At 60.6% G+C, this 15726-nt stretch carries 6 protein-coding genes; 1 reads left to right on the forward strand and 5 read right to left on the reverse strand.

Translation table 11 applies throughout. The features are described from left to right. Positions 1 to 17: 17 nt before the first annotated feature. The 4 genes from IPK70_05800 to IPK70_05815 all read right to left on the reverse strand — a co-directional run bounded on the left by IPK70_05800 (position 18) and on the right by IPK70_05815 (position 11649). On the reverse strand, positions 18 to 5657 hold the full coding sequence (locus IPK70_05800) for a hypothetical protein (protein ID MBK8226672.1): 5640 nt from the start codon (positions 5655 to 5657) through the stop codon (positions 18 to 20). 212 nt (positions 5658 to 5869) lie between these two features. Then, the gene (locus IPK70_05805) at positions 5870 to 7435 is read right to left on the reverse strand and encodes a T9SS type A sorting domain-containing protein (protein ID MBK8226673.1); all 1566 of its coding nucleotides are present in this window, start codon (positions 7433 to 7435) and stop codon (positions 5870 to 5872) included. Between the two features lie 3 nt (positions 7436 to 7438). Further along, entirely contained in the window at positions 7439 to 10387 is a 2949-nt protein-coding gene (locus tag IPK70_05810) for a T9SS type A sorting domain-containing protein (GenBank protein MBK8226674.1), read from the reverse strand. Further along, on the reverse strand, positions 10387 to 11649 hold the full coding sequence (locus IPK70_05815) for a SprB repeat-containing protein (protein MBK8226675.1): 1263 nt from the start codon (positions 11647 to 11649) through the stop codon (positions 10387 to 10389). Before IPK70_05815 ends, IPK70_05810 begins: the two co-directional genes overlap by 1 nt. 755 nt (positions 11650 to 12404) lie before the next feature. On the opposite strand from IPK70_05815, the gene IPK70_05820 reads away from it, so the two are divergent. Next, a complete protein-coding gene (locus tag IPK70_05820; GenBank protein ID MBK8226676.1) occupies positions 12405 to 14372 on the forward strand; it encodes a hypothetical protein in 1968 nt (655 codons plus the stop codon). A 119-nt stretch (positions 14373 to 14491) separates the two neighbouring features. On the opposite strand, the gene IPK70_05825 is transcribed toward IPK70_05820, so the two are convergent. Beyond that, a complete protein-coding gene (locus IPK70_05825; GenBank protein ID MBK8226677.1) occupies positions 14492 to 15664 on the reverse strand; it encodes a hypothetical protein in 1173 nt (390 codons plus the stop codon). Positions 15665 to 15726: the final 62 nt, after the last annotated feature.

A 15726-nucleotide genomic window follows, 5' to 3' on the forward strand; every position in this document is an offset into this window, starting at 1 on the left:
ACAGGGTTCAAGCCCGATCATTCAGCCTCCGCCACTGCACCGCCTGCGGGCACCACATCCACCCAACGGCCCAAGCCCCGTGCATGGATCGTGTGGTCGTACATGGCCTCGCACACCGCGCCCGGCAAGTAGTAGCTGCCGTTGTAGCTGGCGTTGAGCAGCACGCGGTAGGTGTGCGTCTGCCCGCGCCACAAGTGGAAATACGTGAGCACGCGGTCGTCGCGGATGTCCTGGTAGGTGAAGGGACCTTGCGCTGCACCGGCCAATGTGCCTTCGAGCCGCGTGTTGCGGATCTCCCAGCCGCTTGGGAACAGCTGCGAAAGGGCGAGCTGCTGGTAGCCGTTGCTCACGCCCGGATGCGTCACGGTGACCACCGCCACGAAGTCGGTGCCTTGCTCGATCCGCGCGGGATCGATGATCGTGCCATCCATGAGTGTGTACGACACGGAAAGCCCGAGGCCGCTGCTGCTCGCTTTCTCCTGACCGGCCAGCGGGGTGCCCGTGCGCACCAGGCGCGCATACAGGAGTGCCTTGCCCGTGTTCTCGATCTTCACGCTGGCCTTGCCATCCGGCACGGGCAGGTCGATGCGGCTGATGGCGCGCTCGCTGAATTTCTCGGTGCGCTTGCCATTCAAGGTGATCGCGTAGTTCATGCCCTTGCCCAGCTGGCTCTTCTCGGCCAGGCGGCTCACCGCGAGCAGGCCGAAGGCGGTGCTCTGCGTGCTCCACCAATCGTTGCTGCTCAATCGCTTGGCGATACGCTGCACAACGGGTGCGGCCTTCTCCATTTCGCCCATGGCGATGAGGGCGTCCACGATCATGGCCTCGTCGCGCAGGTCGCTGCCGTAGGTCCAGTACTGTTCGGCGTAAGGCGATACCTGCGTGCTAGCGCCGTTGACCAGTTGCTGCGCCACGTCCTTGCGACCGGCGTGCGCATAGGCTGCTGCGAGCATCCACTTCGCTTGCAGGCCGAGGTCGCTCTGCTCGCGCAAGCGATTCATGGCGGGCAGCTCATGTGCCTTGGCAAGCGCGAGCACATAGAGGCGATAGGCCTGCACCAATTGCGTGGCATTGCGGCTCCAGCTCTCTTGCACCACGCCGTTCCATTCGCGCGCCTGCTTGCGCTGGAAGGCGAGCCAATTGCTCTTCACGTTGCCGGGCATGGCGTAGCCGGAACGGTCGGCCTCCACCATGAAGTGGCCGGCATAGATCGAGGTCCATGTGTCGTAGTGGTCGCCGCCGGGCCAATAGTTGAAGCCGCCATCGGCCCGCTGGAACTGCACCATCTTCCGCAGCGCGGCCTCAACGTTGGCGCGCGCCATCTGCTCGCCGCGCACGGGCAGCTCCATCACCTTGGCGATGAAGAGCTGCGGGAAGGCCTTGCTGGTGGTCTGCTCCAGGCAACCGTGCGGATAATCGAGCAGGTATTGCAGCCTGCGGCCCATGTCAACCGGCGGGATGCTGCTGATCTCGAGGTACGCGCTGTTGGTGCCTTGCACGCCGAGGGCGGCGGGCGTTGCGCTGAAGCTCTTGCCGGCATCCACCAGGGCTTCGGTGACTTCCGTGGCCGGCAGGTTGGGCTGGCGCACCTGCAATTCGATCCTCTCGCTCGCGCTCTCACCGGCGCCGCTCACGCTCACCTTCAATTTCGCCACGCCCACGGCCTCCTTCACCTTCACGCGGAAGCTCACCACCTGATCGCCGGTGCTGCTGAAGCGGATGGCCTTCTGCGCTGGTCCTTCCGGGATCAGCAGTTCGTTCGGCTCGATCTTCACGATCACGTCCTTCACCTTCGGGTCCATCGCGAAGACGGTCACCGGCAGGTCCGCTGTTTCGCCGGGTGCCAGCACGCGCGGCAGTGTGGCCAGCACCATCAAGGGCTTGCGCACGGGCACGGCCTGTTCAGCGTTGCCGTATGACTTGTCGCCGTCGGTGGCCACCACCATCATGCGCACGCTGCCCACATAGTTGCTGATGGTGAAGTCGTGCTTGGCCTTCTTGCCGCGCTCGAGCTTGAAGGGGCCCACGAAGCGCACCACGGGCTTGAAGCGGTTGGCGCGCGCCGCATCGCCCTTGCCGGCATCGTCGCTTCCGCCGAGGGCGAGCACGCGCTGCAATTGCCTGCCGTACGCGCCGATCACCTGGTCGTAGAGGTCCCAGGTGCGCACACCGAGCGCCTCGCGGGCATAGAAGTGGTTCCACGGGTCGGGCGTCTTGAAGCGCGTGAGGTCGAGCAGTCCTTCATCGACGATGGCGAGCGTGTAGGTCATGGCCCTTCCGCTCTTCTCCGCCACCTCCACGCTGAAAGGCGCATCGGTCTTGATCTCTTTCGGCGCGGCGAGCACGGGTGCCAGATGCGTGAGCGGGTCCTCCACCAGGATCGGGATCACGCCATAGAGCCTCATGGGCAGGTCGTTGCCCTTGCCGCCTTCCTTCTCCGGCCGCGTGAGCTCCTGCGGCTGAATGAGCATCACGTGCGCGTACACGTTGGGCGCCATGTCGGCGGTGATGGGGAAGGAGTGGCGGGTCTCCTTCGCCTTCAGGTCCACCCACACCGCATCGAGCACGCGGCTGCCGGTCTCCAAGCTCACCAGCGCACGGCCGGTGCCTCCGCTGGGGATGATGAGCGTGCAGTTGTCGCCAACCTGGTACTTCTCCTTGTCGGCATTGAAGCTGAGCACGGCGGCCTGGTCAGGGTCCTGCCTGCGGCTGCGGCCTTCCCATCCGGGCCAATCCATGTACACCTGCACGGCGCTGGCATGGCCGCTTGCGGGATCGGTGATGCGGATGGCGAAGCGGCCCCATTGCGGCCTGTCGATGCGGAACTTGAAGGTCGTCCTGCCCTTCGCATCGGTGGTGAGTTCCTTCTCCTGCTGCAGTTCGACGCTCGGCGATGAGATGTAGCTGGCTGCGCCGGTGATCCCGCCATCCCACCACCAATTGTAATTGAGCTTGTACACCTGCGCCTTCAATTGGTGCTGCGCGATGGGCTTGCCCTTGGCATCGATGCTGGCGATGCTGAACTGGTAGCTGGTGTCGGTGGTGTAGGTGCCCCAGTTGTTGCGCGATTCGGGCGACTTGATGCCCACGTAGCTGGTGTAGGGGTAGTAGGGCACGCTCACGCGGTCCATGCTGGCATCGCCGCCGGCCTCGAATACGCGCGTTACGATGTTCGTCTGCACCACGGCGGGAGCGCTGCGGCCCATGTGCAGGTCGAGGTCGAATTCGGCTTCGCCCTTCTCATTCAGTTGGCCCTCGAAGGCCACTTGCTCCTCATCGGGCACCCAGGTGCGCAGGTCGTTGAACTCGTACTTGTCGTAGCCCTTGAAGTCTGTCCAGCCGTGAGTCATGGTCACCGTCACGCGGCTCTTCAGGTTCTTGGCTGGCGCGCCATGCAGCCAGTGCGAGCGCAGCTTGATGCTCGCATCGCCATCGGCGCTGAGTCGCTGGCCTTCGGTGCCGCTGGGCCCATCTGGGAAATCAAGCAGCACCTTGAGGCGGTTGGGCTTCACCGTCTCGATGCGCAGGCTCTTGTGGAAAGCGGTTCCGCCCACGCGCACCACGGCGTTCCAGTATCCGGTGGGCGCATCGGGCACGGTGGCGCAGCGGAAGGCGTAAACCCCGTTCACGCTGGTGGTGCGCACATGCTTCTGATCCAGCCGACCGCGCGGATCGCTGATCTCCAGCACCACGGGATGGTCCTTCGGCAAGGTGTTCTTCGGGTCCTGGAGCATGAAGCTGAGGTAGAGCGAATCGCCGGGGCGCCACACGCCGCGCTCGCCGTAGAGGAAGCCCTTCAGCCCCTTCTCGATCGCTTCGCCCTCCACATCGTAGCTGCTCACGCTCAATGATCCGCCATCATCGAGCTTCAGGTAGCCGCGCTGCGCGCCTTTGCTCGCCACGAGCAGGAAGGGCTTGTGCTTCGAGGCGGGCAGGGTGGCCAGGCCCTCGCCATCGGTCACGGTCTGGCCCATGCTCTTGCGCTGGAAGTCGAGCAGGTCGAGCTTCACGCCGCTCAAGGGCTTGGCGGTCTTCAGGTCGCTCACCGCGAGCAGCATGCTGCCGTCGTTTCCCACCTTGGCGATGAGGCCGATGTCGCTCGCCAGGATGTTGCGTGCCGCGGTGGTGTTGCGGAAGTAGTAGCTGGCCTTGCAGGGGTCCTCACGCTCCTGGTAGTTGTACCCTTCGTCGTAGTCATAGTATTCGTAGTCGTCGTAGTACCAGTAGTCCTGCTGGTAATCGTAGGCGGCCTGCTCTTCCTCCCAGCTCTTCTCGCGCGGAGGCTCCACCGGATCACCGCCCTCGCAGGGGTACACGCTCTGGTGTCGACCGAAGGAGAGCTCCACGCGGTACACGGCGCCGGGCTCGGACTTGATGTGGTCCGCGAGGTCGAGGTAGTAGGTGTTCCAGCGGCCCAGGTCAGGGCTGTCGGCGGTCTTCAGGCTGATGGTCTTGCGCGAGACCAGGCGGCCCACGCGCGCCAGTTCACGGTTGCCATCGAGCGCATTCACCTGCAGGAACTGGCCTACGTTGCTCTCGTGCACCTTGATCACGCGCACATCAACGGCCTTCAGGTTCACGGCCTGGAAGGGGAGGAGCAGGCCATCGGTGCTGGGCAGGATGGTGCCCTTGCCAGTGAAGCGCACGGCGGGCTTCAGCTCCTCGAACACCAGTTCCACGCTCACCTCCTTGCCCAGCGCGCGGCCGTTCACGTTGCGGAGGCCGGCGCTCACGTAGCCGTCCTGCTTGCCGCTGAGGCGCGTGGCGGGATAGAGCACGAGCTTGTTGCCATCGTGCGCGATGCGCAGGTCGTCGACGCCGGCTATGCCCACCAGGCCGCGCAGGTCCTGCGCGGGGTCGAGCGGATCGCTGAAGAGGAGGGTGGCGTACTGCTCGCCATCGCTGAAGGTGGTGGCGCTGATCAGCGCGAGCTCACCGATGGCGGGCACATCGAAGGGCAGGGTTGCAGCATCCGTGCTGCCGATGCCTTTGCCATTCCAGCTGATGTCCACGCGCGAGGCCGCATCGCCGCGCTTCACGCTGTCCACCGTGAAGCGGTGGTAGCGGCCGTTGGGCTCATGCTCCCAGGTGAGCGGCAGGTCGCGGCCCTCCTGCTTCGCGGAGAAGCAGCCTTCGAGGTCCTGGCCGGTGGCATCGTCGCTGGTGTACACGCTGGCGATGAGCCGTTGCCACTTCAGGTCGGTGGCGCTCAGCGCTTGCATCTCGTTCACGCGCGCATCGATGCCCTGCTTGAAGGTGCTCACCTCGAAGCGGAAGTCCTCCAATCCCTTGGGCACCTCGATCAGATCACCGAGCTTGAAGCGCACCGCGTAGGTCTTGTCCTGTGCCAATCGCTCATCGGGCACGAAGGCTAGGGTGAGCTCATCGCGCATCTCCACGCGGCCCTTCACGCTGGGCGATAGGTCGAAGAGCTCCTGCAGGGCCGTGGCCGAGCTATCGCGCCAGCGCTGCCCCGTGGCGATGCGCACGATGATGGGCGAGCGCGCGCTGATGTGCCCGCCGGTGAAGGCGGGGATGTAGGGCGTGAAGGCGGCATCGGGCCGGGCGCCCTTCTCGTTGTTGCGGCAGGCGGAAAGCACGAAAGCGCACAGCACGGCGAGGCCGAGCGCACGCGAAAGGCGAGGCAGAGGAGGCATGGTTCGGGATGTGGGTGGTGAAAGTAGCGGTGCGGGCTTGCCTGCTGAATGGCAGGTTCCAAGGCGCACGCGCGTTCCGAGCGGAGCAACGGAAGCGGGGAAGCGGCTATTGCAAGAGGGAGAGAAAATACTACGTGACATGCATGTGCCTCAGCGCCACTATTCGCGTCAGGGCCTCGGCAAGGATTGGAATCGCTACCGCATCTGCGGATCTACTCCACCACCACCCGTTCGTAACAGTTCCCCTCTTTATCCGTGAAGCGCACCACGTAGGTGCCCGAGCCGAAGCGCGATAGATCCACCTCCTCCGACTCCCGGCCTTTGGGGAGAGGGCGCTGGAACAAGAGTTTGCCCATGCCATCGTACACGCTGTAATAGCTCTCGGCCATGAGCGGGTCGTTGAAGGAGATGGTAACGCGGCCAGGGGTGGGATTGGGGCGGACGCGCATGCGCTTCTCCCTAGTGAGCGCATAAGGCGGAACGCTGTTCGCCACCTCGCATGCGTCATACACCGCAATAGGCGCGAATGTGGTATCGCTCGCAAAAGCGGGATGGACTGTGGCCCCATCGACAGAGGTCAATGCAAAACTGCTGTCTGTGGGGAAGAGCTCCAGCAACTGCACCGGATGCACCCACTCGGAGCAGGAGAAATGACCGAGGGAATCCGTCTTGAAGATATACGGTGCGCCCATCCATGTGTCTGGCAAGGAGCCTTCAACTATGCCACTGAACATGAAACTGCCGTCCGAGTGTGCTAGCAAATCGCGCGTGTAGTAGGTGTAGCCTTGTGCTCCCATTGACCTGGTCCACAGAGTATCGCCGTTCGTGTCTATTTTGAACAGGTACGGGCGATAGAAACTGCCGTTTTCTTGTTGGCCAAGCGTGGCCAATACCACGAAGTTGCCGTCGAGTGTGCGCTCAATCCTCGACCATTGTGGAACATACCAGCGGAACGGATCGCTATCGTAGCCCCGGCACCATTGTACTATGCCTTCATCATTTAACTTAATCATGAAGAGCTTCGGATGGCTTGCGGCACCTGCATAACCGGTAATGATGAAGGACGAATCGGATTCGATAATGGCGTCGTGCATCCTACCCCAAGGCCGCATGTAGTTCTTACACCAAACGAAATTGCCATTCCCATCCAAGCGGGCAACGCATGCGCCGATTCCCTCGACATCGAACCCAGTAAGTAGATCGCCCCCAGGAAGCTCCTTCACGAATCGAATTGAGCCAGGATCGTCGAACCGTTTAGCCCAAAGCGGATTCCCCAAAGAATCTGTCGCGAAGACCAAGAACCGGCCCTCTCGGCCCCAAACAACCGCATTCCCATTCGCCATCAGTTCCAAGTCTCCGGCGAAGTTGACACAAGCGGCATTCAAGTCATAGTACCGGAGGTAGTCAATGTTGCCAAGTGAGTCCATGCGGCCAAGCGCCGGATGTGTGAATGGAAGCGTTAGGGATCCTAGTGCAGAGCAGGAGTCCTTTCGATAGCTGGTTACAAAGTAGAACTGGTTGTTTGAGAACTTCTTGATCGAAGCCATATTCAAGACAGAGTCTCCATAGAAGCACTTCGAATGAGAAATGCTCCCGTCAGGCTGTAAGAGGGAAATGCCCGGGTACCACCCCCAGCCCATCACGATGGATTGACTGGAGAGTTCAATGAGATTAAGCTGATAGGAGGCGCCAGACAGGTAAATCTTACTGAAGGGTTGTTGGGCTGCCGCTTGTGCAAGCAATAATGCCAAACACGACACACTCAGGTAGGTTCTCATGGCTCAGTGAATGATGAGTTTCTTCGTTCTCGAATGAGCGCCGTCTGTCACGCGAATGGCGTACGCGCCTCTCGCCAGCGGATCTAAGGAGATACGGAGTGAGGTTGCTGTAATTCCTGCCCAAGCGCGGAGCCGTCGGCCCATTACATCCAGGAGCAGTATATCCATCGTCAAGTCATCAGGCAGGCCAAGCACCAGTTCGTCATGCGCGGGATTCGGGAACATGGTGAAGTCCAAGGCGTGCTCGACCGCAGGCGGATCATCCTCTTGTGGTAGCCGTCTCGCTTTGACGAATGGGTCGAGGGTGATGATGTACGCGTAGTCCGCGTGAAGAGTATCCAAGAAATACTGGACCGTATCGCCAAGCGGCGCTGTGCTCAAGTCGAGCAATAGTGTACCATCGTTTTCCGCAGTCCGCACGGTATCAATAGGCACAATCGAGCTTCCCAGCCAGGTCGGGAACCAAGTGATGTGGTATTCAGTGTTCGGCAGGAAGCCGCTCAACAGTATGGCTGTGTCCTCCGGAGCCGTGCAACCCAGGAAGTTCTGCGTGGTGTCAGTATTCTTGTTGTAGTAGTAATTCTTCACCCACGAATTGCGGTTGTGTACCCAGCCGATGGCGATCGTGCTGTCGAGGCTCTTCAGATAATAGCTGTCAATCAGATTGGCATCGGTCTCGTCGTAATAGTCGTGCGCCGTGTAGTCGCCGTTGAAAAAGTCGTATGCCGTCCAACTCGGATGGGCCAGCAAATCGGCCAAGGGCCGGAAGTGGTGATGAACACTTCGATTCTTGATTGGTAAAGGAATGCCCAAGCCGAGGTCAAGATTATTCACTGCACCAAGGGTCTTTGAGAAAGGGCCATTTTGTTCGCCGTTATTCGAGTCGCTTGGCGGTTGCTCCACCGAATGCCGCCACCAGTAAACAGTTCCGTAAATCCATGATGTGCCTGCTGCATACTTGCCGCTGAGCGCCGCTGCCCACAATTCGTTGTGGAAAGAGACCCAGTAATTGTGGAAGATCTTCTCAATATTTCCGCCGTAACCGGGCATGCTCACATAGTGCGTGAATTCTCCGTGGGTGAATGGCTTGCGCGATAGACCGTTCGGGAATAGCCCTCTGTAGTCGTCAACTCCAGATGAGTACGCGTGAATATCCCACCACGCACCCAGCCCTTTGTGCGCATCAATGAGGTCGATTTCCGGATTCGAATAGAGGGTATAATACTCTTCGGCATCCGGCATGAACGGAAAACCTCCCGCATAGCTGGCAGTGAACAGCTTGCACGAATCACCCAAGGCGGAATTGGCTGGGTCAGTGGAATTTGCCGCAGAACGCACGTACCTTATAATATCCGTAGCCCATTTGTCGATTGTGGGCCGCAATTCTGGGTCAGCCGGCCAAACAATGTTGTTCTCGGGGCAAATGCCACCTCCTGTAAAATCTCCGTCGGAGTATGTGAGCATCTGGTCGATCTCATTGAAGAGTTCAATGATGGGGACATTCACGGAATACCCCCATCGACTCATGATGTACTTGAACCGCCTTTTCCAGTATCGGAATGAACCTGTGTCCAAGTTCAAAGTATCTCCATCTAAATAGAAGAACTTTTTCAAGTCGTACAGATTCGTAATCGGATCGCGCGGTTTAACGAAACTGTTCAGATAGGCGTCATTGTGCCACCCGTTCGATTCATAGGCGCCGAGAGGTGGATAAGGGATAGTACATAACTGAATGTACAGTCCTTGTTGCCGTGCACGGTCAACGACCTGATCGAATGCCCAGCATTGAAACTGGGCATTCCCGCGAACGACTGGACTATCAAGGTCGCACGTAAGGCCATCACGATATCGGTCATATACGCCGAGGTTCACATTCTCAGGGGCGAAAGATTTGTCGCCAAGGAAGACCCGGATGAAGTTGCCGCCGGAGGCGTGCAACTGGCTCATGGCCTGAAGCATACTATCAAGTGCTCCCCTTTGCATGCGGTAGTTATTCACGTCCCACCAGAGCCCCGTTCCTATGGAGGCAGGATTCAGGTTGGTGCCCAAGGCCATGAACGACTCACCTGCCTCGAACTGCAACGTGCGTTTGTTGGCCTCGTTCACGCGGAGGGTGCCTTTGTTATCCTCAAGGGGCGGGTCACAAATCAGGTTGAACCCGCTATACTGAACAAATGGCAACAAATCGTTGGAACTGCTAGTCGTGAATGGTGCTCTCAGTGAAAGCGCTACTTGCCATGCGCCCACAATATTTGGCGCGAAGCGGAAACGGACGTGAAAAGGATGCAACGGATCTGCGAAGTCTTCCATAAGAAGCGCCATCATGTTGCTGCTGGCCCACTTCGCCTCCTTCATGAAGAAACCCCATTTCGTATGGCTTGTGCCATTCGGATCAGTCAGGGTCATCACAAGTTGTAGCGAGTCGTCTGCGTAGGGATTCAGGTCATGCTGTACATCTACGTTGTATGGGCTTGCACGGTCGATATCGGTACTGTCGGAATAGTAGTGCGTGAAGAAGCTGTCAATTGCATTTTGATAATCCTGCGGCAGCTTCAGCCCCAGCTCCAGCTTCTCCCACTTGTGCACATGCACGATGTTGTCGGCGATGTACGAATAGGGTTCTTGCGGGATGATGATCAGGTCGGCCACTTGGCCCAAGCCCTGATCAATCCGCGCCCTGAACCTTCCGCCGCCGCTGAGCCCACCGGCATGGAAGCCCGGCGCCAAGCGCACCGAGGTTGCCGATACGAATTCGGCATCGGCCGTGCCCGAGATGGTGGCGGGCAAGTTGGGCGCGCCAGGAGAGAGGATTCTGTTCGAGACCGCGTAATGGTGCGTGCCCTCGGTCCATGCCACATCCTGTACGGTCAGTTCGGGGTAGGGCGTTTGGGCCGTGGCGCTCATGGCGATCAGAGCTGCCAGCAATCCAGGTATCTGCTGGTGCGCGCGCATCACTTCGACGCTTCAAGGGTGCTCAACCGCTGCTCCAAGCGCGCAAGGCGTTCTTCTGCTTTGGCGGCACGCTCTTCCAATTGCAGGATATAGAGCGCTTGCTCTTCCACGGTGCGCGTGAGGGCACGCGCATGTTCGGCCAGGGCCACGCCGCCCTGCGCATCGAGTTCCGATGCAGAAGGAACATGCGGCAGGTGCCTGTGCCGTTGCAGAAAATCACGGAGCTCGTTCAAGGGAAGCAGGGAGTAACCTTCGGCGAAGACGTAATCGGGCCACGGCGCATGCTTCACCAGCACATCGGCCGTGGCGATGCCATCCGCGACGTAGAGCCGCCAATTGGTGATGGCGCCTGCTGGCGGCGCGGTGCCGATGCCCACCTTGCCGTTGGTATGGATGATCATGCGCTCGGCATCGGCCGTGATGATGCTGAGGGCGTGATTCGTCCGCGTGCCGAGAACGGGTTGTTCTTCCGGGCAAAGGTCATCGAAGGCGTTGCCTCGCGTTTCCCAGTACGGGTATTCGCCGAGAACGCGGCAAAGGCCCGGCGCAATGGGCGGTTTGCTGGGCGGGAAGCCGCCACCGCGCAATACTCCGTTGGCATCGATGTACACCACACCGTTATTCAGCATGGGGCTGGTGAGCTTCACTTCGCCATTGCCCAGCAGCCGCAGCCGTTCTTGTCCGTTGCTCTTGAAGACGAAGTCCGTTGAGTCGCTGGTGCCGAGGTAGTGCTGGTCCGGGTCGGTGCCGGTGTTCCCATCCATCCGCCAATCGCTGCGCTCGGGTTGTGTGAGGGTGATGCGCTCGGAGTTCACCTGGCATCCGTTCGCATCGGTCACCGTCAAGGTGTAGGTGAGTGCGCCCAAGCCGCTGCGATCGGCCATTGTCGCGTTATCGTCCCATGCATAGGTGTAGGGTGGAACGCCATCAGTCACCGTCACGTCGATGCTCCCGTTGTAGCAATCGTGGCAGCTCAGGTTCAGCCCGTTGGGGTAGGTGAAGGGCGCCGCAGCGAGGCGCAGTGCCGTCGGCTCGGTGAGGGTGATCTCTGCTTCGGCAACCTCATTGAGCGCGTCGGTGACCACCAATCGGTAGAAGCCGGAGGCTAGGTCGGCAAGGTCCTCATCGGTGCTCTGGTTCGACCATGAGAATGCGTAGGGCGCAGTGCCGCCGCTCACTGTCGCGTCAATCGTGCCATTCTTCTTTCCGAAGCACGTGATGTTGTACCCGTTGTAATTGGAAGGGGTGAGGCTGACGGTCATCTGAGCTGCCGCTTCATGCGCGCAGAATGCAATTAGCGCCAGCAGCCAAGCCCTCAAGCCCTTGAATCGCGATGCGTGATGCGTGATGCGTGATGCGTGATGCGTGATGCGTGATGCGTGATGCGTGATGCGTGATGCGTGATGCGTGATGCGTGATGCGTGAACATGACAATCGGTATTGGAAGAACGAAGTTGAGCGCTTGAACCGGGTGCTCCAAATATTCAGGGGGGTCATTAATGACCCCCTTCGAAAAGGCGCAGTGGCACGGTTGGTGTGGCGCGCAGCAGGCCAAGCGGCATGGCCATGCAACGCAGGTCCGTTCGCTTCAAGTCGTATTGGCGCTCACTCAACTTACCGATAAGCCGCTCCATTTTCTCGGCAGGCACCATCCGGCCTTCGATGCTGCCCGCGATGGTCGGTTGCGCGAAGCCGTGCTTCCAAGGCGCACGCGCGTTCCGAGCGGAGCAACGGTGGCGGGGAAGGCACTATTGCGGAAGAGGTAAGATTCCGATGCGAGGCGCGAATGCGTGGTGACCGCGCGGGCTCTTCGGTGACAGGAAGATGGCGGCGCTTGATATCGACTACGCGGATGAGCGCCCGCGGAAGCCGGCAGGCCGCGGAGCAATCCAGGAAGAGGTTGCGACCTTGTGGACTCCCATCCCAATGCGAGTGCGCAGCCGCCATTGGGCCCGCGCATGATCCACGGGTTACCTTGCCGCACCGCATCACCTCAGGTGCGCCTCAACCGCACCGGATGCTCTCATCACGCCATTCCCTTTGCTCGTTCTTCACCATCGCGTGCATCGGGTTCAGCGCTCAGCAGGCGCGGTCCCAGAAAAGCACGGCCGTCTGCACCCTGCCCAATGGCGACCTGCTCTTGGTTGGCCACAAGGACCATGTGCCCTGGATGGCCATCCACACGGCTGCTTGGGTTGAGCAGCCCAACCCGGAGGGCGCACCGGCCAAAGGTGAGTACACCGCCGCCTGCACCGATCGGCTCGGCAACCTCTACCTCGCGTTCGAGGATGAGGGCAATCCGAAGAAAGATGTACACGGACTGCTGCAGCGCGTGAACGGCGCATGGTCCACTTTGCCGGCCTTGCCCAAAGGCTGGAGCAGCATGTACGATCCGGTGGCGATGGGGCCCGATGCGATCTGGTACCACTCCTGGCACGAAACGGAGCGGCGATCGGTAATCGTGCGCTGGGATGGCAAGTCGTACACGGAATTGCCGCTTCCGTCCAGCACCAAGGAGGTGCATGCTTTGCTGCTCGATGCCGACGGCACGCTCATCGCCGATGGTGACATGAGCAACGATGCCGGCGCATACCGCTTCGTGAACAATTCCTGGGCGCCCATGGGCGATGCCATGGATGGATTGCATGTTGACCGTTTCGTGCATTTGAGCGATGGCACCTTGGTCTGCAACGTGGCGCGCGGCTCGTACAGCGAAGCGAAGACCGCGCTCTACCGGTGGGACGGCAACGCCTGGAAGCCGCTCAAAGGGGCCGATGTGCCCATGAAGCAGGATGTCGAGGACTTGTGCGCAGGTCCCGATGGACGCCTCTTCCTCCTGATCGAAGCGGGCGACGAAGAAGGTGATCCGCAACGCTTGGCCTGCTGGAAAGAAGACCGCTTGCGCTGGTTCAAGGGAACTCCGGAAAGCGCTGTGCAGAAGGACTTCAGCGGCATGGTGCATCTCTACAACCTGGCCTGCGACCGCACCGGCCTGCTGCACGCGCGCACGTACCGGGCGATGGTGGCCTTTCCATGGGCGGAGTTCGATCGGGCCATGGACGGCTATCCGCAGCAGGATGCATCGGCAGCCGCGCTGTGGTCGTTGTTCCAGCGGCTCGAGCCCGACTACTACACCAGGACCGCTGCGCTGGTAACAGCCTACCGCAACCACAACGTGGCCAGCAACGAGGCGAACAGCAAGCGGGTGAGCAGCGCGAGCGCCGCGCTGAAGACGTGGGTGGGCGCCGCCATGGACAGCGTGGGGCGCATCGCACCCAAGCGCACGAACCGGCTGGCCGATCGCTTCGGCACCGTGCTCGAGCATTGGCGCAAGAGCGCCGAGGGCATGACGGCCCAGCTAGCCGGTAGAGCAGCAGGCAAGGACGAGGAGGAACAGGATCGCCTGAAGACGCAGACGGTCCTGGCTTTGGGCAACCTGCGCGACGCACAGGAGCTGCTCGATGCGGAATTGGAAGCGTACGCCGCGCGCAATGCTTTGGCCGCACGCGTGCTGCCCGCATCGTACGCCACGCGCGATGGTTATCCAGCGAAGGACGATCGCGCAGCGGAGGTCTTCACGGCCGAGCAGGCCAACATCGGCGAATGGAACGCCTTCATGGCCGCGAGCAACCGCTGGGTGCACCACATCGGCACCTCGCGCAACGCCGCCACCGGCCAAGTGGTGCTGCAGGATATCCACGACAATTTCCGCCCTTGGATGCTGAAGGAGAAGGCGCGCATGGAGGCGCTGGGCATGCCTCCCGATCGCAACCGGCTGTACGACGCGTACATGAAGGCGCTGCTGGAAGGCATGTACCTGATGAACACCATCGAGGGCCTCGGCGACATCATCACCGGCTCCTATGCGCACGAGACCTACAACGAGGCCGTGGAGCGGTTCCACGATGCGCACCGCGAAGTGAACTACGCTGTGCAGCAATTGGAAGGCCTTATACCCGCCTATCGGGTGCGCAACGGGCTTTGAGTCCGGTGCGGGGACTGAATCCCGATGCATGCAACGAGCGTCGCACGCGTGCTGCTCATTCTATCTGGCTCCGAGGAGGTGAGACCTGCTCATGATGAGGCAGCGGTGGCTCATGCCCATCAGGCCATCTTCTTCGTGATCCAGCCTACGTGAGCCAGTTCACGATACGATGCCCCCGAATCCATGCCGTAACCCACCAACCAATAGTCATCGATGCCGTTCTCGACCAGGAATCTCTTGTCGAGCCCCAGGTCTAGTCCCACATGATCCGCCTTCACGGCCACATTGATGTACTTGTTGATGAGCACAGCCGAATGCACGGCCTTGGGACCAGCTTCAGCCACCATGCCTTGCACGGCTTTCAGCGTAGAGCCGGAATCGACCAGGTCATCCACGATGAGCACGTGCTTGCCTGCCAGTGACCCTTGCCGGAGCTTCCCGAATCTGTGAAAGGCATTGTCCAGCAACTTGTCCTCCTTCGTCGCTTCCATGTGCACCGGATGCACATAGCACCGGACGCCATTCATCCGCTCCATCGAAGCCACCAGATCCTCCGTGAATGGCCTTGCACCGAAAATGATGGAGACCACATGCAGTTCGGTGGCATTGTCCTGCTTCATCCATTCATGCACCTCCGCAGCGATGCGCGAAACGGCGTTCGCGATCTCCGAAGCGGACATCACCACTGGCGAGCTCACGACCTCCGCCCGCTCGCTGATCAATTGATTCGGCTCCGACAGCTCCCTATGGGCCATGAAGATGATGCCGAATACGCCGACGACCATGCCCGCCAGAAGCGCTAGGAAGCCTCCTTGATGCGCGCCGAGCTTGCTGGCCACGATGTAGTACTGGGCCCACATGCTCAGGAAAATCAGCACGTACACTCCATTCACCATGTGCGAGGCCTTCCACACCAGTTTGCGCTTCATGTTGATGCGCTCCTTCTGGAAATGGATCTCCGTGGTGAGCCCCACCCGGAAGCCCTCTAGGGAAAGTGCTTCCAACCTGGAGGCCCGCAATACGGCCACGAGCAGCATGCGCTCGTAGTATCGGTCCAGCACGTAAATGGCCCCGACATAGATGCTCAATGTCAGCAGCGCGAACAAGAGGGCCTCAGGGCTCAGCGCTGCCACGCTCACCGTGCTGCCCGCCAACCCGGCGATGCCCGTGAACAACAGCGCGAATACGGAAAAGCCCAGCGTGCGAACCCGGAGCAAATAATCATCGAACCGGGCTATGGTGCGGCGGCATTCGATCCATTCCTGGAAGATATGCTCGGAGCGGCTGGACATCCGGTGAGCAATCTAGGTGATTCATAGGATAGCAGTGTCTCCACAAGCGCGCGCATCTCAAG

This window comes from Flavobacteriales bacterium, from assembly GCA_016712535.1.
In the GTDB taxonomy this organism is placed as follows: Bacteria; Bacteroidota; Bacteroidia; order Flavobacteriales_F; family PHOS-HE28; genus PHOS-HE28.

Coding starts and splice junctions, on each gene's coding strand:
- IPK70_05800 (MBK8226672.1), bottom strand. CDS start 5,657: ATGCCTCCTCTGCCTCGCCTTTCGCGTGCGCTCGGCCTCGCCGTGCTG.
- IPK70_05805 (MBK8226673.1), bottom strand. CDS start 7,435: ATGAGAACCTACCTGAGTGTGTCGTGTTTGGCATTATTGCTTGCACAA.
- IPK70_05810 (MBK8226674.1), bottom strand. CDS start 10,387: ATGCGCGCGCACCAGCAGATACCTGGATTGCTGGCAGCTCTGATCGCC.
- IPK70_05815 (MBK8226675.1), bottom strand. CDS start 11,649: ATGACCGTCAGCCTCACCCCTTCCAATTACAACGGGTACAACATCACG.
- IPK70_05820 (MBK8226676.1), top strand. CDS start 12,405: ATGCTCTCATCACGCCATTCCCTTTGCTCGTTCTTCACCATCGCGTGC.
- IPK70_05825 (MBK8226677.1), bottom strand. CDS start 15,664: ATGTCCAGCCGCTCCGAGCATATCTTCCAGGAATGGATCGAATGCCGC.